Source organism: Mesorhizobium sp. Pch-S, from assembly GCF_004136315.1.
Taxonomy (GTDB): Bacteria; Pseudomonadota; Alphaproteobacteria; order Rhizobiales; family Rhizobiaceae; genus Mesorhizobium.
Map to the genome: position 1 here is coordinate 2,078,112 of NZ_CP029562.1, position 20,622 is coordinate 2,098,733.

Annotated in this window: 19 protein-coding genes and 1 pseudogene; 6 read left to right on the forward strand and 14 right to left on the reverse strand. The window is 63.5% G+C overall.

What is annotated here, in order from left to right; translation table 11 throughout:
* Window positions 1-10: 10 nt before the first annotated feature.
* The 7 genes from C1M53_RS09455 to C1M53_RS09485 all read right to left on the reverse strand — a co-directional run bounded on the left by C1M53_RS09455 (window position 11) and on the right by C1M53_RS09485 (window position 6,459).
* Window positions 11-367, reverse strand: coding sequence for a cupin domain-containing protein (locus C1M53_RS09455; RefSeq protein ID WP_313956149.1), 357 nt, complete (start codon window positions 365-367; stop codon window positions 11-13).
* A gap of 16 nt (window positions 368-383) precedes the next feature.
* A complete protein-coding gene (locus C1M53_RS09460; RefSeq protein WP_129412018.1) occupies window positions 384-1,769 on the reverse strand; it encodes an FAD-binding oxidoreductase in 1,386 nt (461 codons plus the stop codon).
* 21 nt (window positions 1,770-1,790) lie between these two features.
* The gene (locus tag C1M53_RS09465) at window positions 1,791-2,906 is read right to left on the reverse strand and encodes an ABC transporter ATP-binding protein (protein WP_129412019.1); all 1,116 of its coding nucleotides are present in this window, start codon (window positions 2,904-2,906) and stop codon (window positions 1,791-1,793) included.
* Entirely contained in the window at window positions 2,903-3,700 is a 798-nt protein-coding gene (locus C1M53_RS09470) for an ABC transporter permease (protein WP_129412020.1), read from the reverse strand. Before C1M53_RS09470 ends, C1M53_RS09465 begins: the two co-directional genes overlap by 4 nt.
* The gene (locus C1M53_RS09475) at window positions 3,700-4,539 is read right to left on the reverse strand and encodes an ABC transporter permease (RefSeq protein ID WP_165358321.1); all 840 of its coding nucleotides are present in this window, start codon (window positions 4,537-4,539) and stop codon (window positions 3,700-3,702) included. The genes C1M53_RS09470 and C1M53_RS09475 overlap by 1 nt, the downstream gene beginning before the upstream one ends.
* A gap of 131 nt (window positions 4,540-4,670) precedes the next feature.
* Window positions 4,671-5,756, reverse strand: a complete 1,086-nt coding sequence (locus C1M53_RS09480) for an extracellular solute-binding protein (protein WP_129412022.1) — start codon at window positions 5,754-5,756, stop codon at window positions 4,671-4,673.
* 52 nt (window positions 5,757-5,808) lie between these two features.
* Window positions 5,809-6,459, reverse strand: coding sequence for an XRE family transcriptional regulator (locus C1M53_RS09485; RefSeq protein WP_129412023.1), 651 nt, complete (start codon window positions 6,457-6,459; stop codon window positions 5,809-5,811).
* Between the two features lie 280 nt (window positions 6,460-6,739).
* On the opposite strand from C1M53_RS09485, the gene C1M53_RS09490 reads away from it, so the two are divergent.
* Complete coding sequence (locus C1M53_RS09490) at window positions 6,740-7,009, forward strand: hypothetical protein (RefSeq protein ID WP_207213124.1); 270 nt, start codon at window positions 6,740-6,742, stop codon at window positions 7,007-7,009.
* Between the two features lie 21 nt (window positions 7,010-7,030).
* Here C1M53_RS09490 and C1M53_RS09495 read toward each other — a convergent pair whose 3' ends face one another.
* Window positions 7,031-8,194 (reverse strand): ATP-binding protein, encoded by a 1,164-nt coding sequence (locus tag C1M53_RS09495; protein WP_129412025.1) that lies wholly within the window; start codon window positions 8,192-8,194, stop codon window positions 7,031-7,033.
* Window positions 8,191-8,883 (reverse strand): response regulator, encoded by a 693-nt coding sequence (locus C1M53_RS09500; protein ID WP_129412026.1) that lies wholly within the window; start codon window positions 8,881-8,883, stop codon window positions 8,191-8,193. The genes C1M53_RS09495 and C1M53_RS09500 overlap by 4 nt, the downstream gene beginning before the upstream one ends.
* Window positions 8,884-9,091: 208 nt before the next feature.
* Between C1M53_RS09500 and C1M53_RS09505 the strand changes: the two genes are divergently transcribed.
* The gene (locus tag C1M53_RS09505; protein ID WP_129412027.1) at window positions 9,092-9,727 is read left to right on the forward strand and encodes an isoprenylcysteine carboxylmethyltransferase family protein; all 636 of its coding nucleotides are present in this window, start codon (window positions 9,092-9,094) and stop codon (window positions 9,725-9,727) included.
* A 118-nt stretch (window positions 9,728-9,845) separates the two neighbouring features.
* Window positions 9,846-10,760 carry a DMT family transporter gene (locus C1M53_RS09510; protein WP_129412028.1) on the forward strand — a complete coding sequence of 305 codons (915 nt, stop codon included), beginning with the start codon at window positions 9,846-9,848 and terminating at the stop codon, window positions 10,758-10,760.
* 257 nt (window positions 10,761-11,017) lie between these two features.
* Here C1M53_RS09510 and C1M53_RS09515 read toward each other — a convergent pair whose 3' ends face one another.
* The 5 genes from C1M53_RS09515 to C1M53_RS09535 all read right to left on the reverse strand — a co-directional run bounded on the left by C1M53_RS09515 (window position 11,018) and on the right by C1M53_RS09535 (window position 17,636).
* Window positions 11,018-11,647: a CDGSH iron-sulfur domain-containing protein gene (locus C1M53_RS09515; RefSeq protein WP_129412029.1), complete on the reverse strand. Its 630-nt coding sequence runs from the start codon at window positions 11,645-11,647 to the stop codon at window positions 11,018-11,020.
* 85 nt (window positions 11,648-11,732) lie between these two features.
* A complete protein-coding gene (locus C1M53_RS09520; protein WP_129412030.1) occupies window positions 11,733-13,676 on the reverse strand; it encodes a TetM/TetW/TetO/TetS family tetracycline resistance ribosomal protection protein in 1,944 nt (647 codons plus the stop codon).
* A 273-nt stretch (window positions 13,677-13,949) separates the two neighbouring features.
* A complete protein-coding gene (locus C1M53_RS09525; RefSeq protein WP_129412031.1) occupies window positions 13,950-14,222 on the reverse strand; it encodes a hypothetical protein in 273 nt (90 codons plus the stop codon).
* Between the two features lie 76 nt (window positions 14,223-14,298).
* The gene (locus C1M53_RS09530; RefSeq protein ID WP_129412032.1) at window positions 14,299-16,752 is read right to left on the reverse strand and encodes an FAD-dependent oxidoreductase; all 2,454 of its coding nucleotides are present in this window, start codon (window positions 16,750-16,752) and stop codon (window positions 14,299-14,301) included.
* Window positions 16,749-17,636 carry a choline/ethanolamine kinase family protein gene (locus C1M53_RS09535; protein WP_129412033.1) on the reverse strand — a complete coding sequence of 296 codons (888 nt, stop codon included), beginning with the start codon at window positions 17,634-17,636 and terminating at the stop codon, window positions 16,749-16,751. Before C1M53_RS09535 ends, C1M53_RS09530 begins: the two co-directional genes overlap by 4 nt.
* 206 nt (window positions 17,637-17,842) lie before the next feature.
* On the opposite strand from C1M53_RS09535, the pseudogene C1M53_RS09540 reads away from it, so the two are divergent.
* The 3 genes and pseudogenes from C1M53_RS09540 (at window position 17,843) to kdpA (ending at window position 20,613) form a co-directional block, all read left to right on the forward strand.
* Window positions 17,843-18,603, forward strand: a pseudogene (locus tag C1M53_RS09540) (DeoR/GlpR family DNA-binding transcription regulator).
* A gap of 183 nt (window positions 18,604-18,786) precedes the next feature.
* Entirely contained in the window at window positions 18,787-18,888 is a 102-nt protein-coding gene (kdpF, locus tag C1M53_RS09545) for a K(+)-transporting ATPase subunit F (protein WP_207213090.1), read from the forward strand.
* 15 nt (window positions 18,889-18,903) lie between these two features.
* Window positions 18,904-20,613: a potassium-transporting ATPase subunit KdpA gene (gene kdpA, locus C1M53_RS09550; protein ID WP_129412034.1), complete on the forward strand. Its 1,710-nt coding sequence runs from the start codon at window positions 18,904-18,906 to the stop codon at window positions 20,611-20,613.
* The last annotated feature ends 9 nt before the right edge of the window (window positions 20,614-20,622 follow it).

Sequence of the window (20,622 nt, forward strand, 5' to 3'; positions counted from 1 at the left end):
CGGAAATGCTCTACGCCTGGATCAGATAGAGCTTGCGGGTCGTCTCGATGATCCGCCACTCGCCCTTCCAGCCCTTCGGCAGCACCAGCAGATCGCCCGGACCGAGGATGCGCGACTGACCCTGATGGTCCCGCATCTCGGCCTTGCCCGAGACGATGTGGCAGATCTCCGTCGTGTCGGAGCGATCGGCGGTGAAGCGGCCCGGCGTGCATTCCCAGACACCGACGTCCAGCTTGCCGTCGGCCGAACTCCACAGTGACGTCGCGGCCTCCATCTGGTTGCCCTCGATGGAGGTCGGCTTGGGCACCGGTGCGCCCAGCTCGACGCCGGCGAGGCTTTTGAAAGTCTCCAGATCGATCATGCTCATTCCCAAGGTTCGTTACTCAGTGCCCCGTTATGCGGTCGGCGATCGCCGCTAGTCGCGAGGAGTGTTGCAGGCCCCTCGCCTCGCGCTCGTCGGCGATACGATAGAGCTGGTACATGGAATGGACGCCGAGCCATCGCAGTGGTTCGGGCTCCCATTTGCGCACCTGGCGATTCACCCAGGGCAGCCGCACCAGATCGGTATCCTGGCCAAGAATGAGGTCGGTGAGCGTTCGGCCGGACAGGTTGGAACTCGACACGCCCAGCCCGACATACCCGCCGGCCCAGCCGATGCGCGTCTTCGGGTCGAGGCCGACCGTGGTGCACCAGTCGCGCGGCACGCCGAGGACGCCGCACCAGGCGTGGTCGATGCGCAGGTGCGCGACCTGCGGCAGCAGGCGCTTCAGGATGGCATGCAGCTTGTCGATGGTCGCCTGCTGGGTCTGCCCGTTCACATCCGTCGCCGAACCATAGCGGTACGGCACGCCGCGCCCGCCCATGGTGATGCGGCCTTCGCGGGTGCGCTGCGCATAACAATAGGCGTGGGCGGTATCGCCGAGCAGTTCGTAGCCGGCCCAGCCGATCTTTTCCCAGAGTTCGTCCGGCACCGGCTCGGTGACGATCTGCGCGCTGTTGAGCGCGAGCCAGGTGCGCTCCTGTCCGGGCAAGCCGGCGCTGAACCCTTCCGTTGCGCGGATGATCGTCCCGGCCTTCACCGTCCCGCGGTTGGTCGTCACGATGCCCGGCTCGATGTTGGTGACGGCGGTCTGCTCGTAGATCGCGACGCCCAGCCGTTCGACGGCCTGCGCAAGGCCGCGCACCAGTTTAGCCGGCTGCACGCGCGCCTGCCCGTTGATGACATAGCCGCCGAGCGCGTTCCTGATGTCGATACGGGCCTTGACCTGGGCTGCGTCGAGCCATTCGATGCGGGATGGGTTGACGTCCCAGGCCTGCGCCTCCTTGAACTCGGCTTTGGCCCGGTCGAGCTGCGGGCCATTGGTCGCCACGCTGAGGTTGCCGGCGCGACGGATGTCGGCGTCGATCCCCTCCCTGTCCGCCACGCGGATGACCTCGTCGACCGTGCCGGCCATCGCCGCCTGCATGGCGACCACGCCCTCGCGGGTCGAGGACTTCAGGTATTTCTCCCGCGACCAGCCGAAGCCCCCGGAGAGCCAGCCGCCATTGCGCCCGGAGGCACCGAAGCCGGCGAACTCGCGTTCGAGGATGGCGATCGAGAGATCGGGCTTCGCCTGCTTGAGATAGTAGGCGGTCCAGAGCCCCGTATAGCCGGCGCCGACGATGACGACGTCGACGGCAAGATCGCCCGGCAGGGGTGGCCGCGGCGCTGGTATGCCGCCGATGTCGGCATACCAGAACGAGATGTCGCCATTGCGCTCAGCATGCATGATGATGGTCTTTCCGGTTCGTCAGGTGAGAGTGGTGTCGGCGGTGCTGTCGTCGGCAAGCAGCTTGGCATCTTCACCGCGGAAGCAGAGTTCGACCGCCTCGCCGATCGCGAAGCTCTCATCCGTCAGCGGCGATCGCACGATGGCCGTCGAGCCGTCGCGCAGCGAGACCTCGTATTTCGAACCGGAGCCGAGATAGATTGCTTCCGACACCGTGCCGGAGAGCCGGTTGTCACCGTCGCGGCGCTCCAGGCCAGGTCGGCGGATCGCAAGCTTCTCCGGACGCAGGAGCATGACCGGCTGGTTGTCGCCCGCATGTTTTTGCGGTGCCGTCACGGTCTCGCCGGCGATGTCGAGCGCCGTGCTCGAACGGTCGCCGCGCGATTGGCCGCGCAGCACGGTGGAATCGCCGATGAAACGGCCGACGAAGAGTGTCGCGGGCGCATCGTAGAGGTCGCGCCCGGTGCCCACCTGCTCGATCTTGCCGCGGTTGAAGACGGCGATGCGGTCGGACAGCACGAGCGCCTCTTCCTGGTCGTGCGTGACATAGACGAAGGTGGTGCCGAGTTCACGGTGGATTCGCTTGATCTCCAGCTGCAGCCATTCGCGCAGCTTCTTGTCGAGCGCTCCGAGCGGCTCGTCCATGAGCAGCAGCGGCGGATCGAAGACGATGGCGCGCGCCAGCGCGACGCGCTGCTGCTGGCCGCCGGACAGTTCGCTGGGGTAGCGATGGGCGAAATCCGCCATGCGCACCATGTCGAGCGCCCGCTTCACGCGGGCCTCGCGCTCGGCCTTGGCGACGCCGCGCAGGCTGAGCGGATAAGCGACGTTACGACCGACCGTCATATGCGGGAAGAGCGCATAATGCTGGAAGACGACGCCGATGTTGCGCTTGTGCGCCGGCACACCGACCACGCTGCGCCCACCCACCCGGAGACTGCCGGCGCTGACCTCGGTGAAGCCCGCGACCACGTTGAGCGTCGTGGTCTTGCCGGAGCCGGAAGGGCCGAGCAGCGTCATGAACTCGCCCGGCTCGATATGCAGCGAAATGTCGTCCAGCGCCCGGAAGCTGCCATAGGCCTTGCTGACGGCGCTCAGGTCGATGGCCGCACCACGCTGTTTGCCGGTCTCGTTCACAGGCCGCTCCTTCTGTCGCGTCCCAGCAGCAGCAGGCCGCCGCCGATCAGGATGGTGGTGGTGCAAAGCAGGATCGTGCCGACGGCGGCGACCGTGGGATCCGCATCGCGCGTGATCGAGGTGAAGATCTGCACCGGCAGTGTCTTCATGTAGGGGCTGGTGATGAACAGCGAGACGATGACCTCGTCGAACGACGTCACGAAAGCAAAGAGCAGGCCGGACAGGATGCCGGGGGCGATCAGCGGCAGCGTCACCGTGCGGAAGGTCGCGATGCGGCCGGCGCCGAGGCTGGCGGCGGCGGTCTCAAGGCGTTTGTCGAAGACTTCGAGGCTGGCCTGCACGGCGATCAGCACGAAAGGCAGCGCCAGGATCGTATGGGCAAGCACGAAGCCGGTCATCGTGCCGACGAGCCGGGCATCCAGGTAGACCGCATAGATGCCGATCGCCAGCACGACGCCCGGCACCACCATCGGCGTCAGCAGAAGCATGCGCAGCAGCCCCGCCGACCGCGCCCGCATGCGGTCGAGCCCGAACGCGGCGAGCGTGCCGAGGATGGTGGCCAGGACGGCGACAACGACGGCCACTTTCAGCGAATTGAGGAAGCTCGTCGACCATTCCGGATTGGTGACGAAATTCTGGTACCACTGCCAAGAGAAGCCCTGCGGCGGGAAAGCCAGCGACTTGTTCTCGTTGAAGGACATCGGCACCACGACCAGCGTCGGCGCGACCAGCCACAGGCCGATGAGGATGCAGGCAAGGCCCAGCAGGGCGCGGGTGAGCGGATGCATGGCCATCAGCGTGTGCCCTGCTTGTGTCTCTGGCGCATCAGCGGACCGGCGAGCGCCAGAAGGATAAAGGTGGCGACGAGCAGCACCACGCCCATCGCGCCGCCGCGCCCCCATTGCAACAGGCTAAGCACCTGGTTCTGGACCAGCGTCGACAGCATGGTCGAGCGTGGCCCGCCCAGCAACGCCGGGGTGATGTAGAAGCCCAGGGCCAGGATGAAGACGATGATCGCGCCGGCATAGACGCCGGGCAGCGACAACGGCAAGTAGACGGTGAAAAAGGCGCGGATCGGTCCGGCACCGAGACTGCGCGCCGCCTGCACCAGACGCAGGTCGATGCCCTTCATCACCGAGTAGAGCGGCAGCACCATGAAGGGCAGCAGTACCTGTGCCATGCCGATGATGACGCCGGTCTGGGTCCGGATCAGCCTGACGCCATCGAGGCCGACCGAGCGCAGCATCGAATTGATGACGCCGGAATCCTGCAGCAGGATCACCCAGGACAGCGTGCGCACCACGCCGCTCACCCAGAACGGGATGAGCACGCACAGCGTGAGCAGCAGACGGACCTTCGGCCCGACAGCAGTCATGGCATAGGCGAAAGGATAGGCGCAGATCACGCAGACGACCGTGACCCAGGCCGAGATGACGAAGGTCCGCTGTAGCACGACGAGATTGACCGGCGTGCTGAAGAACCAGCTGTAGTTCTGCAGGCCCCATTGCGGTTCGGCAAAGCTCCTGAGCACGATCGTCGCCAGCGGATAGCCGATGACGGCGACAAGCAGGACCAGCGCCGGCAAGGCCAGCGCGAGCGCGCCCCAGGACCGACTGGAGCGCCGCGCGTCCATTCGGACGCGCAAAGGACGCTCCAACACTTTGAAGCTACGCATCGTGCTCTCCGAAAATCGATTCCGATTTTCGAGCCGATGCGATGGGACGAGCGGCCCTTTCGGATGGAGTGGCGCTCGCGCTCATGGGATCAGCCGCCGGCCATCATGGCAGTCCACTGCTCGGACGCATCCTTGAAGTTCTCGACCCAGAACTTGATGTTCTGCTGGTAGCCCTGGCCCTGCCGCTCCGGCGTGTTGGTCAGGAAGGCCGCCACGGCATCGTCGACGACGGGTTTCGCCTCGCTGTTGATCGGCGTGTAGGAGGTTTCCTTGGTCAGGATCTCCTGGGCGCTCTTGCCGAGATAGGCATTGATCAGCGCATGCGACGCATCCGGGTCCTTGGCGCCGACGGGGATCGTCAGCTGGTCCATGACGACGAGCCAGTCCTGCCAGGCCGGCGTGTATTTGGCGCCGTTCTTCACCGCGGTCATCGCGCGGCCGGTCCACATCATGATCATGTCGGCTTCACCGGATTCGGCGAGCTGCTGGGATTCGGCGCCGGTCTTCCAGTAGATGGTGTCGCCGCCCAGGTCGCGAACCTTGGCGATCGCTTTCGCGATGTCGTCCTTCGTCATCGCCTTCGGGTCGCCACCGGTGGCGCGGAAAGCCTGTTCGAGCAGGCCGCCGGTGAAGTCGCCGGACCCGTCGATGCCGCGCACGCCCGGGAACTTCTCCGTGTCGAAAAAGTCGACCCAGTTCCTGGGCGGGTTATCCTTGTACTTCTCGGTGTTGTACATCAGCACGACACCGTAGTTCATGGCCGGCACTGAGCATTCGCTGACCTGGCCCTGCGGAATCTTCGAGGTGTCGATCTTGCTGAAGTCGAGCTTCTGGAACAGCGTGCCGCAATGCACGTAGGGCGGAAAGTCGGCCGTATCGACGACGTCCCAGGTCACGTTCTTGGATTCAACCTGCGCCTGCACCTTGGCGATTTCGGTCGGGCCGTCGCTGAGCAGCTTGACGCCGGACTTGTCGACGAATTCCTTGAGCGCCGCGATCTGTCCGTCCTGAAAGATGCCGCCGAAAGACGCGAAAGTCAGGGTCTTGCCCTTGAGCGAACCTTCGGCAATCGCGCCGGCTACCGTTTTCTCCTGCGCAAAGGCACCGGTTGCCGCGGCAACGCCCAGCGCCGCAAGGGCACTGATCTTGGCAAGTCTCGAGCATAAGATGGTCATCGTCATTCTCCCATTGGCTCACGTTCTGTGAAGCGTCGCCGGCCGCGAGCGGTTACCAGCTGACGTATTGGTCGAGCTCCTCGCCGCCGGATGTCGGCGGCGCGATGATCCACATCACCTCGGCCCGGCCGTTGCCGATGTTCTCGGTGCGATGGGGAGTGGAGGTGGCATATTCGATGCTGTCGCCCTCTTCGAGAACGTGGCGGCTCTCGCCGAGGCTGACCTCGACAACGCCACGCGTCACGACCAGCATCTCGTGGGCATCGCCATGCGTGTAGAGGTCGGGGCCGGTCGAACCGCCGATTTCGAATTCACCGACATAGACTTCCATCTCGGTGGCGGGGCGACGCGACAGAAGGGTCTTGCGGCAGCCATGGCTGGTTGGAATGGCGGGGCGCTGGCTGCGCCGCAGCACACCCTCGGTCGAAGGCGTCGCCGGCTCCTCGAAAAGCGCGGCGACTGTAACGCCAAGCGCTGCCGCCATCTGATTGAGCGAGGCCGTGCTGGCGCCTGTCAGGCCCCGTTCGAGCTGGCTGATGAAGCTGGCGCTGGTGCCGGTCCTGTCCGCGAGCTGGCGGAGCGAAAGCCGGCGCCGCTGCCTCAAATCCTTGAGGCGCTGGCCGAGTTTTGCCGTCTCGGGTCCGGCTCGTTCAGGCGGGTTCTCCACGGAGTCCTGCTCCAGGGAAGATGCGACAATCGTCATGCCATAAACTCCACTGAACAGACTGTACAGTGACACTGCACATCAATCAAGATGGCTGATTGCGGTGACTTGAACCCGTGATCGCAAGGACTAGAGGGCCTGGTGATCGTCATCCGGCTGGCATTTCTTTCGCCACGGATGAAGTCTACAATGCGCCTCATCTTTTGGAGCAATTCCAGGAAAAGTGCGCAGCGGTTTGCGTCCGGAATTGCGTATAAACAAAGAGTTAGAGCGTTTCGGCGTTGCCGTGAGAAAACGGAAACGCTCCAGAATCGAGGAGATGGCGATGTCGCTCAAAGTCCTGGCGGCGGTGCTTGTCGCGACCCTGCTGGCCGGTTGCCAGACGATGACGCCGGAGCAGCGGCGCGCGGCGGACGAGGCGAAGTGCAGCGCCTACGGATTCAAGAAGAAGACCGATGCCTTTGCCGAATGCCTGCAACGGATCGACCTTGACCGTTCAGCGGAGATGCGTGCCCGCGACGCGGAGTTCGCACGCTTCAATGCCCGCCCTCCCGTGGTGATTTATCGCCCGATCGTGGTGAAACAATAAACCAGCGAGCGACCGACAGGCTTATTGAGGCTGTGGCGGAACGACGATCGCCATCGTCGCACCGCCGTCCTGCCTGTTGCCTGCTTCCAGCCGGCCGCCATGGGCCTTGGCAATAGCCTCGACGATGGACAGCCCGAGGCCGGTGCCGCCGGTTGCCCGCGAACGCGAGGTTTCACCGCGCCAGAAGACATCAAACGAAATCGAGCGAACCTCCTCAAGCAGGCCGGGACCACGGTCCAGGAAGCGGACAAACGCGTTGCCGTCCCTGTCGAGGCCGGTCTCGCAACGAAGTTCGCCACCTGCAGCGGCGTAGCGGCAGGCATTGTGCACGAGCGCCAGCATTGCCTGCCGCAGGCGCTCCGGATCGACATTGGCCGGGGCCGCGCCGAAGCCCGTTTCGACACGCATCCCGGCCTCTTCGAGCATCGGGCGGGCGGCAGCGATAACGGTCCTGGCTTCGGCCGCAAGATCCGTAGCCGATCTCTGGGTAATCAGCTTGTGGCCTGCGGCGAGCGAGAGCATGCGCAGGTCTTCGACCAATCGCGACAATCCCTGCACCTGCATGAGCAGGTCCTCCAGTCCTTGCTGGCGGATTGGAAAAACGCCGTCGATCATGCCCTGCAGATTACCCTGCAATATGGTGAGTGGGGTGCGCAGTTCATGCGCAACGGCCATGGTGTTGAAACGCAGGCGCTTCTCCATATGGTCGAGATCGGTTGCCAGCGCATCGATTGTCTTGCCGAGGCGCTGCACCTCCGACGTACCACCGCGAAAATTGCCAAGGCCAACCGCGAAATCGCCTTCGCGCAACGTTTCCGCCGCCACAACCAACTTCTCCAGTGGCCGCGCAATCCGGCGGGCGAGCCAATAACCGATCGCACCACAGATGAATGCCGCCAGCAGGATGTGACCGATGAATGCCACATTCATCTGGGCATCCACGGTTTTCTCGAATTCCGGAACGATGAGCATCAGTTTCCGGAAGCTCTCGACGGACGGCATGACACCGTCCTGGATGTCCCGATAAGCCTGCGCCACATCGGCGGGCAGCGTCCGCAACTCGATCTCCGTCAGCTGCTTCATGATCGAGAAGAAGGTGGTGTAGGCGATGATCATGCTGAGCACGAGCATCGCAGCGATGGTTATCGCCGTGACCGTGGAGAGAGAAAGCCGCCGTAACCTCATTTCGGTGCCGCGAACCGGTAGCCGACGCCGCGCACCGCCTGGAAGAGACCGGGAACGCCGGCATTCTCGAACTTGCGGCGCAGGTTCGCGACATGCGTGTCGACCGTCTTGGCCAGCGCGTCGTTTTCCGGCAGGCAGGCATCGAGGATGTCGGCGCGACCGAAGGCATGGGTGGGCCGGCGGATCATATAGGCGACGATGCGGAATTCGCTGAGCGTCAGCGCCAGGGACTGGCGGCCGGTTTCTGCCTCGACGAAAGCGGCATGGGCATCGAGATCGACCTCGACGGGAGCAAATCGCAGCGTCCGCGAGGCACCCGCAGCCCGTGACCGGCGCAGCACCGCATTGACGCGGGCCACGACCTCCTGCGGATTGAACGGCTTGACCACATAGTCGTCGGCGCCCAGCCGCAAACCCGAAAGGCGGTCGATATCCTCGGCCAGCGCCGTCACCATGATGACCGGCGTGTTCGCGTCCTGGCGGATGCGCGCCAAAACCTCGAAGCCATCCTGACGGGGTATGTGCACGTCGAGCAGCACGAGATCCGGCGACAGCATCGCATGGTGGGACAGCGCGATATCGCCGTTCGTCGCGGTGACGGTGCGAAAGCCCTCGCGTGCCAGATAGGCTTCGAGAATTTCGGCGATGCGCGGTTCGTCCTCGACGATAAGGATCAACCCCTTGTCCATGCGCGGTCCTTCAAACGTTTGCTGGGCCATATTCCGCAACACGAAGCGGCAGGCAATCGCAAACACCGACAGGTGCCGGGTTCCTTAGCAAGCCTTGGCGGCTTCTCCGCCAAACCTTGATGAAACTCGACAAAGGTCCGGCTGTCGACGCGTCGTCATGGTTTGGGCGAGACCAGTGGCGCGCCGGCGTCACCTCGTCGGAACCATCATGCAAACGCCACCAAAGACCTTCGGACACATTCAGCGTCCACGCATAGCGGCCTTGTGGATCGTCACCTTGTTCCTCATCGCCTTTGCGCTGCTGTTCCAGTCCGCCTGGAAACTCTATCCGCCAGGCGGCGTGGATCTGCAGCTGACAATCAGGATCGCCGGCATCGGCCTTATCGGCACGGCGATCCTGGGACGGCTCTGGTGCACGCTCTACATCGGCGGAAAGAAGTCGGTGATGCTGGTCGACGACGGCCCCTATTCGATGTGCCGCAACCCGCTCTACCTGTTCTCGATCATCGGGGCGGCAGGGGTGGGAGCGCAGACAGGCAGTGCAGCACCCGCACTGCTGTGCGCCATCGTGGTGCATGCGATCCTGCTGCGGACCGCGACACGTGAAGAGCATCTGCTCAAGACGCTGTTCGGGCAGGCTTACCTGGACTATCGCCAGCGTGTCCCGGCATTCTGCCTCGACTGCCGGCTGTTTGTGGATCGCGAGACGATCGAAATCACGCCGCAGCGACTCTACGGCACCTTGATCGACAGTCTCGTCTTCCTTGCCGCGGTGCCGGCCATGTTTCTGGTCGAATATCTGCAGGACGAAGGCTATCTGCCGGTGTTCTTCAGCCTGTATTGAGCCGGGCCGCCGCGCGACGCTCTGGCGCAACCAAAAGTTTTGCTTCCCTCTCGCCAATGGTTCGGCCAAAGGCTAGTTCCGCGTCGGCTGAACAATCGGCGTGAAGGACTCTCGACCCATGGCGTCGCTGCGGGCACTCGCCCCCAAGAACCTCGTCGTGGCTGGCATCCTGCTGATGCTGGCCGGCGATTTCATGTTCGCGCTCAACGACGCGATGGGAAAATGGCTGGTCGCCAATTTTTCGGTCGGACTGGTGGTCGCCGTCCGCTCGATCGGTGCCTTCATTATCCTCGGTCCGATGATAGCGCGGCAGGGCACGGCGAAACTCTTCCAGCTCGAGCGGCCCGGCACACAGGTGCTGCGCGCCGTCATGGCGACGGTCGATACCGGTCTCTTCTACGCCGCCGTCGTCCACATGCCGCTGGCCGACGTGATGAGCTTCTACATGGCCGGACCGATCTATGTCGCCGCGCTTTCGCATTTCATGCTCGGCGAACGCATCCGCTGGCGCCGCTGGGCGGCGATCCTGGTCGGATTCTGCGGCGTGCTGGTCATTCTCAACCCATCGGCATCCGCCTTTTCGACATCCGCCATCTTCGCCTTCATCGGCTCCGTCGCCTTCGCCCTGACGATCGTCTACAGCCGGCAATTGCGCGGAACGCCCGATACGACGCTGGTGACCTGGCAGACCATCGCCGCCCTGGTGGCGGGTCTCGTCTTCGCGATTCCCGACTGGAAAACGCCCGGCCTCGTCGACATCGGCCCGATGCTGTTGCTCGGCGTCGTTTCCTGCGCCGCCCATCTGATGATCACGCGGGCGCTGAAACTGGCGCCGGCCTCGACGCTGGCACCGCTGCACTACAGCCTACTTTTGTGGGCCATCGTGTTCGGCATGGTGTTCTTCGGCGACGTGCCGGGCCCGCGCGTGCTCGTGGGTGCTGCCATCGTCGTGCTGGCCGGCCTGTTCATCTTCCACCGCCAGAAGGTGGTCGATACGGTGCCGCCGGAGAACGTGCCGAAGGGCGTGAACTAGATAAGGTGCGTCCTTCGAGGCTCGCCCACATGACTTTTACAAGATTTCAAATCTTTCGCGGGCTCGCACCTCAGGATGAGGACCGTTGTGCCATTCGGATAAAAAGCGGAAGCGTTTCAGAACTCGGACGTGGCTTCACGCAACGGCCCTCATCCTGAGGTGCGAGCCCGCAGGGCCACAGGAGACAAAACGCGACCTCAATCGGGCGAGCCTCGAAGGACGCACCAAATCAATGCATGGCGACTTGGCAGGCTCAATCAGCCGACAAAGCCAGCCGCCTTGTGGCTACCATCACAGAACGGCTTGTTCTTCGAATGGCCGCAGCGGCACAGGAACACCTTGGTGACACGGTCGACCGTGCGGCCGGTGCCCGAGACGATCTCCAGATTGCCCTCTACCTTCAGCGAACCGTTGGGCAAGGGTGTTACCTTGACCGCACCGTTGCGTGCCTCGAGCGCGACGGATTCCTTCGTATCGGGCTCGCCGGTGGCGGCAAAGCCCACCTTGGTGTGGCTGCCGTCGCAGAACGGCTTGTTCTCGGACGCGCCGCAGCGGCAGAGCGTTGCCCGCAGCATCATTTCGCCATTGATGTCCATCTCGGCGTTGAAGGCGAGCGGTCCGTTCTCCCGTACCCTCACCAGATTGACCACCGGAGCGGCCTCCGCCGACCCGCCATCCTTGCGGTGGTAGGTGATGGCGCCGGAAGGACAGGAATGGGCGACGCCGACGATCGCTTCGACAGCGCCTGCTTCCGGATGGATCCATTCGCCCGGCGCATTGGGCACGAAGACCTCCGGATGGCCGAGCACGCAGTTGCGCGAGTGGATGCAGAGCCTGCCGTCGAAACCGACGTCGATGTTTTCGCCTTCGACGAAGCGTCGTGTCATGGGTAGCTCCTCAGCATGATCTATCCAGATCATGCCGTAGAGAAACGGTCCGCCGCAACTGGTCGAAAGGAGGGTTTTGCGAAACTCACCCTCGTCGGGAAAGCCGCAGGAGGTAGTCCTTTCTGTTGAGCGGATTGTCGTCGGTGCGCGGTCGTTCCGGCATCGTGCCGCGGATGGGTCGATAGTGATCGAACGCCGTCTCCAGCACCCCCTCCCCATGCGTATGCCCCGGCACCAGCTTCTGCAAAGCGTGGACACGCGCCGCCGGAATGGTGCCGGTCAATATGCAGGAGTCACCTTCCATCGTCGGGTTCTGCGGCGCTGCGTCCAGTTTCGCCAGGATCGGCAGCAATGATGCCAGAGTGTCCGCCGGCGCTTCGAGCTGGAAGCGATGGATCGGCTCGCACACCACCGTCCCCGCCTGCTTCAGGGCGGCCATCACGACCAGCGGGGTGAGCTTGCGATGCTCGGCCGCCGTCGTCATCGGTCCCCAGTGGCGGACACGTGTCGCCTCGGTCATCGTGACGATGCAGTCCGTCACCTGCCAGCCATGGAGACCCTGCCGAAGCGCGTCATGAACAGCGTCCTCCACCGCCTTGTGATAGGAAAGCGGAAGGGTTCCGAACTCCATTTCCAGGCGAAACACAATGCCGCTGCCGACAGGTCCAGGCTCGACCCGCAGGGCAACCGTCGCAACGAACGGGTCTGGGGCCTCGTCGCGCGCGAAACCGCTGCCGATCGGCCGCTCGACGCAGATCGGGGTGGTCTCGCGAAACGAAATGTCGAGCCCGAATTCGTCTGCCAGCGTCTGCTGGATGACCTCCTTCTGCACTTCGCCATAGAGCGAGACATAGGTCTCCTGCCGGCTGTCGTCCTGCCGAAGGTTTATCAGGGGATCCTGTTCGGCGAGCAACGAAAGTGCCGCATGCAAAGGACCCTTGTCGGCCAGGTGGCGAAGCTGGATCACGGTCTCCAGCGTCGGTGGCGCGAAATGATGTTCGGCACCGCGATGGCGAATGCCGATCGCATCGCCGATCTGGACGTCGGCAAGGCCCCAGAGTTTACCGATCTGCCCGGCCTTGAGGCAGGATTGCTTGACCGCACCACCATTGTCGAAAACATGGAGTGCCGAGACCTTGGCCTCGCGCCCCCGGCCGAAACCGACACGCTGGCGCGTTCGCAAGGTCCCGGAAAACAGACGGACATAGGCGATCCTTTCACCGGACCCGCCGCGTTCGATCTTGAACACCACGCCTGAAACAGGGCCATCGGCAAGGCCTTCGGTTACCGGCAGCAGGTCGCGGATGCCAGCGAGCAACGGCGCGATGCCGGCACCGGTGACGGCCGAGCCGAAGAACACCGGGTGCACCAGTGCCTTCCCTGTCTGCTTCGCGAGCGCCTTGTACAGCTTGCCAGCCGACTGCGCCCGATCGTCGACATAGGCTGCGAGCAGCGTGTCGTCATGTTCGGCCAGGGCCTGTGTCAGCACATCACTGAATGCCGCCTCGTCGAAGTCGTAAGGTTGCGTGCGGGCATCCTGCGTTCCGACATCTGGTACCGCACCCATCACAATGGCGCTCGGCGTCAACTTCCTCGTGATTTCCATCACGACGCGTTCGCAATCGGCACCGCCGCGATCGATCTTGTTGACGAAGATCAGCGTCGGAATGCAGAGCCGCCGCAGCGTCCGCATCAATATGCGCGTCTGCGCCTGCACACCCTCCACAGCGGAAACCACCAGCACCGCACCGTCGAGCACGCCAAGCACACGCTCCACTTCCGCGATGAAATCCGGATGGCCAGGTGTATCGATCAGGTTGACCGCCACGTCATCGATCGTGAACGACATCACCGCGGTTTTGATGGTGATGCCGCGCTGCCGTTCCTGGGCCAATGTGTCGGTCTGTGTGTTACCGTCGTCGACGCTGCCGATCCTGTCGATGACGCCGGCTGCATGGAGCAGCCGTTCCGTGAGGCTCGTCTTACCTGCGTCGACGTGCGCCAGAATTCCCAAATTCAAAGTCCGCATAGAGGTTCATGTCCCCAAGATGGATCAAAGCTCCTTTCTCGATGGACATGACTCGCATTGGTCGGCTCCTTACCGAACGTGACTTGGGAGGAATGAGAGAGCACGCGATGCCCGGAATGGCAACCCATTGCGCCCATCGCCGCTTTGTCAGCCGGCGTTAGCTGCGTCTTCTGTGGCGCATTGGTGACGCTTGAGCGTCTTTAACTGCAAGCCAATCAGGCCGAGCTGACCATCAGAGCAGGCGCCGTCCGGTAATGTCGCGACGTTGGCCGGCTACTTGCCGACGTTCTTGCAAATCTCGCAGCCCTGCTGCTGTTTTTCCGAGAGTTTCTTCGCCAGCTCGATTGCCTGCTGTCTTTCCGACAACTTGTTTTGCAAGTTAAGCATGTCGCCTTCCTGCTTCTGCAACGGGGCGACTTTGGACGACCGCTGGAGATCTCCACCCTTCGGCGAGGTCGTCGCCATGGAGGTCGTTGGGCCTGACTGTTGCGCGATAGCGGATGTGGAAACTAGGACCAGCACCGCAATTCCCAATGTGAGGCGCATCTCAATCTTTCCGACTGATCCGTCAGGAAGCCGCATTAGCACGAAACCATATCGAATGCAGCACTATCCCTAGGACCTAGCCCTTCACTCTCTGCCCCGCGGGGTCGAAGAGCGGCTCCGTATGCAGGCGGGCCGGAACGGTTTGGGTCGCGACGACCAGTTGGTAGTTGCCGTCGCGCAGATAGGAATCGCCGACACCCGCTGCATTGCGCACATAGCCGTAGCCGATGTTACCGGCCACGGTGTAGCCGTAGCCACCCGAGGTGAGATAGCCGACCGGTTCGCCATTGCGCAGGATGGTCTCGCGGCCGAGCAGGACGACCTCGGGATCATCCACCGTGAAGCCGGCAAAACGCTTGACCAGCGGCTGCCCGGCAAGCTTCTGCAACGCCGCACGCCCGACGAAATCGGTTTCTTTCTTCAGCTTCACAGCCCAGCCAAGACCTGCCTCGAACGGCGTGTCGTTGGGCGTGATATCGGAACCCCAGGCGCGGTAACCCTTTTCGAGGCGCAGCGATTCCAGGGCGCGATAGCCGACCGGACGGATGTCCTGCTCCTTGCCTGCCTGCATCAATGCGTCGAACACTTCGCCGGTGGCAGCGATCGGAACGTGCAGTTCCCAGCCCAGTTCGCCGACATAGGTGACGCGCAACGCCCGCACCGCATGCCCGGCGATGGCGATCTCGCGCACGTGCCCGAACGGGAAAGCGGCATTGGAGACATCCGCCCTGGTCACCTTCTCCAGCACCGCACGCGCCTGCGGTCCCATCAGCGACAGCGTGCCGAAGGCCTCGGTGACATCGGCGACGTCGACATCCAGGCCGGAACCGATGTGGTCGCGGATCCAGGCAAGGTCATGCGTGCGGAAGCCGGTGCCGGTGACAATGTAGAACTTGTCGTCAGCCAGCCGCGCCACGGTGAGATCGGCCTCGATGCCGCCGCGCGTGTTGAGAAGCTGCGTATAGGTGAGGCGGCCGGCCGGCTTGGCGACATCATTGGCGCAGATCCAGTCGAGTGCCTTGCCGGCATCCCTGCCGCTCAGTTCGTATTTGGCGAAGGACGACTGGTCGAAGATGCCGACTTTTTCGCGTACATGCCGGTGCTCGTCGCCGACCGGTTCGAACCAGTTCTGCCGACCCATCGAATAGATGTCTTTGGCCTCCGCCCCAGCCGGAGCGAACCAGTTCGGTCGCTCCCAGCCGAGCTTGGAGCCGAAGACGGCGTTGTATTTGTGCAGGCGCTGGTAGAGCGGCGAGACGATGCGCGGCCGGCCGCTGTCATATTCCTCATGCGGGAAGGCGACGGTGTAGTGCTTGCCATAGGCTTCGAGCGTGCGGTCGCAAACCCATTGCCGGTCGCGATGCAGATCGGAGAAGCGGCGGATGTCGACAACCCAGAGGTCGAGCGGGGCCTCGCCGTCGACCACCCATTTCGCCAGCACCCAGCCGGCGCCGCCGCCCGAGGCGATGCCGAAGGCATTGAAGCCGGCACCGACAAACATGTTCGAACACTCGGGCGCCATGCCGAGGATGAAGTTGCCGTCCGGCGTGAAGCTCTCCGGGCCGTTGATCATCTGCTTGACGCCGACGGTTTCGAGCGCCGGCACCCGCGCGATGGCCTGCGTCATGTGCTGTTCGAAATGGTCATAGTCATCGTCGAACAGGCGGAACTCCCACTCGTTCGGCACGTCGCCACCGGGCAGGCCGGTCTCCCAGGCCTGCGGGTCCGGCTCGTAGCCGCCCATGACCAAACCGCCGACCTCTTCCTTGAAATAGGTGCGGCGATCAGGGTCACGGATGGTGGGCGCGTCCGTGGCGAGGCCCGGTATCTTCTCGGTGATGATGTACTGATGCTTGACCGGCTGCAGCGGCACGTTGATGCCGGCCATGGCGCCGACCTGCCTCGCCCACTGGCCGGCGCAATTGACCACTTTCTCGCAGGCGATGTCGCCCTGATCGGTCTTCACCGCGACGATGCGGCCGTCCTTGATGTCGAAACCGGTGACGCGGACCTTCTCGAACAACCGGGCGCCATGCATGCGTGCACCCTTGGCGAGCGACTGGGTGATGTCGGATGGACTTGCTTGGCCATCGGTCGGCAGCCAGCTGGCGCCGACCAGATCGCCGGTCTCCATCAGCGGCCACATCGCCTTCACCTCGGCCGGCGACAGCAGGTGCATGTCCATGCCGAAGCTGCGCGCCGTGGTGGCAAGACGTTTGAACTCGGTCCAGCGATCCTGGTTGGTGGCAAGGCGCAAACAGCCGGTCATCTTCCAGCCGGTGGCGAGCCCGGTCTCGGCCTCCAGCCCCTTGTAGAGTTCGACCGAATATTTGAGCACGCGGGTGATCGAAGCCGACGAGCGCAGCTGCCCGACCAGACCCGCCGCATGCCAGGTCGAGCCGGAGGTGATGGCGCCCTGTTCGAGCAGGATCACGTCAGCCTTGTGGTCACGTGCCAGGTGGTAAGCGGTGGAACAGCCGATGATGCCGCCGCCGATGACGACGATCTCGGCGTGACTTGGCAAGGTCATGACAGGATTTTTCCGTATCTAGAGCTGTAGCTTTCGAGCGCCGCATCGAGGCGAGCGAGGTTCTCGGTGGTGTAGGCGACATAGTCGACGCCTGGCGCGTCGAGATGCAGTTCGGAGACCATGCTCCACATCGCCTCGCGCAACAGCGACGCACACTGCATGGCGGCAAAGGAACGGCGCATCGCCGCATCCGGTGCGTCATCGAGATAGACGCCAAGCAGCGCATCCGCTTCCGCATCCGTCATGCCGGAGTTGGATGCGATGCCAGCGATGTCGAACATCGCCGTGCCGAAGCCGGCATATTCGAAATCGATCAGCCAGAGCTTGTCGCCGTCGTCGAGAAAATTGGCCGGCAACAGATCGTTGTGGCCGAACACGATCGGCAGCGGCGCCTGCACGGCCTCCAGCCGATCGGCCAGCGCGAGGTAGAGCGGCAGCACCGGCATCATGCGGCTTTTGCCGGCGCTCAGCGTACGGGCATAATCGCGGATGACATGGAACACCCAGAACATGAAGCCGGGACCGGAAACATGTTCCGGCATACGCTGGTGGAAGCTTCGCATCAGCGTGGCGATGCGCTCGGCGTTGGCACGCACGTCGTCCGGCCCATAGGTCTTCGCACCCAGGAACTGCGTGACCATGGCGCCAGGCTCGGCATATTCGACCGCAGGCCCGAACCCGGCGACCGCGGCGGCCTGCGCCGTCATCAGCTCGCGCTCGCGCAGCACGTGGTGAAAGGGATAATCGCGCCCGAGCCGGACAACATGCCGGCCCGCGGCATCCGTCACCAGGAAGTTCTCGTTGCTCAGCCCCCCCGACAAGGCAGCGACATCAACGCTTCCCTTCCAGCACGGCAGGCGGCGAATGCGATCCTCGCTCGTCACGTCTTCTCCCATTCGACCGGTGTGCCTTTCTGTCGAAGGTCTTTCACCAGGTCCAACCGCATCTCCTCGCCTTCAAGGTCGAACGGCAAGACCAGATTGTCAACGCAATTCTGTGGTTTTTTCTGTTTTAATGACCGTTTATGTTGTTTTCGATCTAGCAAAGTCCTACAAATCAGTCATCCACATGCCAAACTACAGGCAACTCGGTGAACCATTCCAAGCGGCACGGCGAAATCCTGCGCCTCCTGAAAGAGGAGGGCACGGTCACCATTGCCGATCTGGCCCAGCGGTTGGATGTCTCGCTGGAGACCGTGCGCCGCGATGTGAAGCCGCTGACCGAGGACGGTTCGGTGCTGAAGATGCACGGCGCCATCAGCCTGCCCGGCATCATCGGGGAAGCGCCGTTCGAGCGACGCATGCGGGACAATGCCGATGCCAAGCGCATGATCGCGCGCATGGTGGCGGCGACGATCCGCGACGGGGAATCGATCATGCTGGACTGCGGCACCACCACCAGCTTCCTCGCCCGGGAGCTGCTGGGCCATCACCGGCTCACCGTGGTTACCAACTCCTCCGACATCGCCCGCACGCTGGCCACCGCCAACGGCAACCGCGTCTATATGGCCGGCGGTGAGCTGCGCAGCGATTCCGGTGCGGCATTCGGCGTCTCGGCGATCGATTTCGTCGGCCGCTTCAGCGTCGACCACGCCATCATTTCGGCGGGCGCCATCGATGCGGCAGGCGGCGTCATGGATTTCGACCTGGAAGAAGCCGAATTCGCGGCCACCGTGTTGTCGCGCGGCCAGCGTTCCGTCGTCATCACCGACCAAGCAAGTTCGGCCGCCAGGGCCTCGTGCGGGTATGCGGCTTTTCAGGCTTCTCCGAACTCGCCACCGACAGGACGCCGCCGGCCGATATCGTGACCGCCCTGGAAACGGCCGGCGCGCGCCTGCATGTCGCCGGCTGACACGATCCTTATCTTTTCTTGATGCCTGGCTGAGCTATTCCCAATCGATATTTGACCGACATCGGGAGCATTTTCCGCACTTCCTGAACTGCGGAGAAGCATCGTGCTCGACCTCGCCTACCTTGCCCTTGGCATAGGATCCTTCCTGATTTTCGCGCTCTATGCGCGTGCGCTGACCCGGCTTTGAGCGAGGAGATCCTGATGGAAGCCTTACTCGGCCTCGCCGTTGCCGCAGCCCTTGGCGTCTACCTTCTGGTGACGCTGCTGCGGCCTGAAAAATTCTAAGAAAAGAGTTCCGCTATGTCTTTGATCGGATGGCTGCAGATCGGCCTGCTTTTTCTCGTCACATTTTTGCTGATCAAGCCGCTCGGCTTGTTCATGGCAAAAGTCTTTTCCAATGAACGAACCTTCCTGTCGCCGGTGCTCGGCCCCGTCGAGCGCGGCTTCTATGCGCTGGCCGGCGTCGACCCGAAGAAGGAGCAAGGCTGGCTGGCATATGCATTTTCGATGATCGCCTTCAGCATCGCCGGCCTGGTGGTGCTCTACGCCATCCAGCGGCTGCAGGCCTACCTGCCCTACAACCCGCAAGGCTTTGCCGGCGTGGCGCCGGACCTTGCCTTCAACACCGCCGCTTCCTTCGTCACCAACACGAACTGGCAGTCCTATGGCGGCGAAACCACGATGAGCCATTTCACCCAGATGGCCGGGCTGACCGTGCAGAATTTCGTTTCGGCGGCCAGCGGCATCGCCATGGCGCTGGCGCTGACCCGCGCCTTCATCCGTTCGAATGCCACGACCGTCGGCAATTTCTGGGTCGACCTGACCCGCTCCACGCTCTACGTGCTTTTGCCGCTCGCTATCGTCGTCGCGATCATCTTCGTGGCCATGGGCCTGCCGCAGACGCTCGACGGCTCGGTGACCGCGACCACGCTCGAAGGCGCCAACCAGACCATCGCGCTCGGACCGGTCGCCAGCCAGGAAGCGATCAAGCAGCTCGGCACCAACGGCGGCGGCTTCTTCAACGTCAACGCCGCGCATCCGTTCGAGAACCCGACCGCGCTGTCGAACTATCTCAACATCCTCGCCATGCTGATGGTGACGGCGGCGCTCGCCTACACCTTCGGCCAGATGGTCGGCGACCGCCGCCAGGGCTGGGCTTTCGTCGCGACGATCGCGATCCTGCTGATCGCCGGTGTCGGCGTGATCTACTGGGCCGAGACCCAGGGCAACCCGATCCTGACCGCGCTTGGCCTCGACAACGCGCTCGGCAACATGGAAGGCAAGGAGGTGCGTTTCGGCCAGGCCATGACCGCCGCCTATGCCGCCGTCACCACCGGCATTTCGGACGGCGGCGTCAACGGCATGCACGGCTCGTTCACCGGCCTCGGCGGCCTCATCCCTATGTTCCTGATGCAGCTTGGCGAAGTGCTGCCCGGCGGTGTCGGCTCGGGCCTCTACGGCATGATCGTCTTCGCCATCCTCGCCGTCTTCGTCGCCGGCCTGATGGTTGGCCGCACGCCCGAGTTCCTCGGCAAGAAGATCGAAGGGCGCGAGATGAAATACGCCATGCTGGCGGTGCTCATCCTGCCCCTGTCGATCCTCGGCTTCAGCGCACTGTCGGCCATGCTGCCGTTCGCCGTCGCCTCGATCAGCATGAGCGGCCCGCACGGGCTGTCGGAGATCCTCTATGCCTATACGTCGACGACCGCCAACAACGGCTCGGCCTTCGGCGGCCTGACGGCGAACACGCCCTGGTACAACACCACGCTCGGCATCGCCATGCTGCTCGGCCGCTTCGGCTATGTCGTGCCCGTGCTTGCCATTGCCGGCTCGCTGGTCGGCAAGACCAAGACGACCGCTTCTGCCGGCACCTTCCCGACCCACACGCCGCTCTTCGTCGGCCTGCTCGTCGGCATCATCCTCATCCTGGGCGGCCTGCAATATTTCCCGGCCCTCGCCCTCGGCCCCATCGTCGAGCATTTCGCGATGCTGGCCGGCCAGACCTTCTAAAGGACGTCA

Coding starts and splice junctions, on each gene's coding strand:
- C1M53_RS09485 (WP_129412023.1), bottom strand. CDS start 6,459: ATGACGATTGTCGCATCTTCCCTGGAGCAGGACTCCGTGGAGAACCCG.
- C1M53_RS09500 (WP_129412026.1), bottom strand. CDS start 8,883: ATGGACAAGGGGTTGATCCTTATCGTCGAGGACGAACCGCGCATCGCC.
- C1M53_RS09495 (WP_129412025.1), bottom strand. CDS start 8,194: ATGAGGTTACGGCGGCTTTCTCTCTCCACGGTCACGGCGATAACCATC.
- C1M53_RS09530 (WP_129412032.1), bottom strand. CDS start 16,752: ATGACCTTGCCAAGTCACGCCGAGATCGTCGTCATCGGCGGCGGCATC.
- C1M53_RS09490 (WP_207213124.1), top strand. CDS start 6,740: ATGGCGATGTCGCTCAAAGTCCTGGCGGCGGTGCTTGTCGCGACCCTG.
- C1M53_RS09510 (WP_129412028.1), top strand. CDS start 9,846: ATGGCGTCGCTGCGGGCACTCGCCCCCAAGAACCTCGTCGTGGCTGGC.
- C1M53_RS09505 (WP_129412027.1), top strand. CDS start 9,092: ATGCAAACGCCACCAAAGACCTTCGGACACATTCAGCGTCCACGCATA.
- C1M53_RS09520 (WP_129412030.1), bottom strand. CDS start 13,676: ATGCGGACTTTGAATTTGGGAATTCTGGCGCACGTCGACGCAGGTAAG.
- C1M53_RS09475 (WP_165358321.1), bottom strand. CDS start 4,539: ATGGACGCGCGGCGCTCCAGTCGGTCCTGGGGCGCGCTCGCGCTGGCC.
- C1M53_RS09460 (WP_129412018.1), bottom strand. CDS start 1,769: ATGCATGCTGAGCGCAATGGCGACATCTCGTTCTGGTATGCCGACATC.
- C1M53_RS09525 (WP_129412031.1), bottom strand. CDS start 14,222: ATGCGCCTCACATTGGGAATTGCGGTGCTGGTCCTAGTTTCCACATCC.
- C1M53_RS09455 (WP_313956149.1), bottom strand. CDS start 367: ATGAGCATGATCGATCTGGAGACTTTCAAAAGCCTCGCCGGCGTCGAG.
- kdpA (WP_129412034.1), top strand. CDS start 18,904: ATGTCTTTGATCGGATGGCTGCAGATCGGCCTGCTTTTTCTCGTCACA.
- C1M53_RS09470 (WP_129412020.1), bottom strand. CDS start 3,700: ATGGCCATGCATCCGCTCACCCGCGCCCTGCTGGGCCTTGCCTGCATC.
- C1M53_RS09515 (WP_129412029.1), bottom strand. CDS start 11,647: ATGACACGACGCTTCGTCGAAGGCGAAAACATCGACGTCGGTTTCGAC.
- C1M53_RS09480 (WP_129412022.1), bottom strand. CDS start 5,756: ATGACCATCTTATGCTCGAGACTTGCCAAGATCAGTGCCCTTGCGGCG.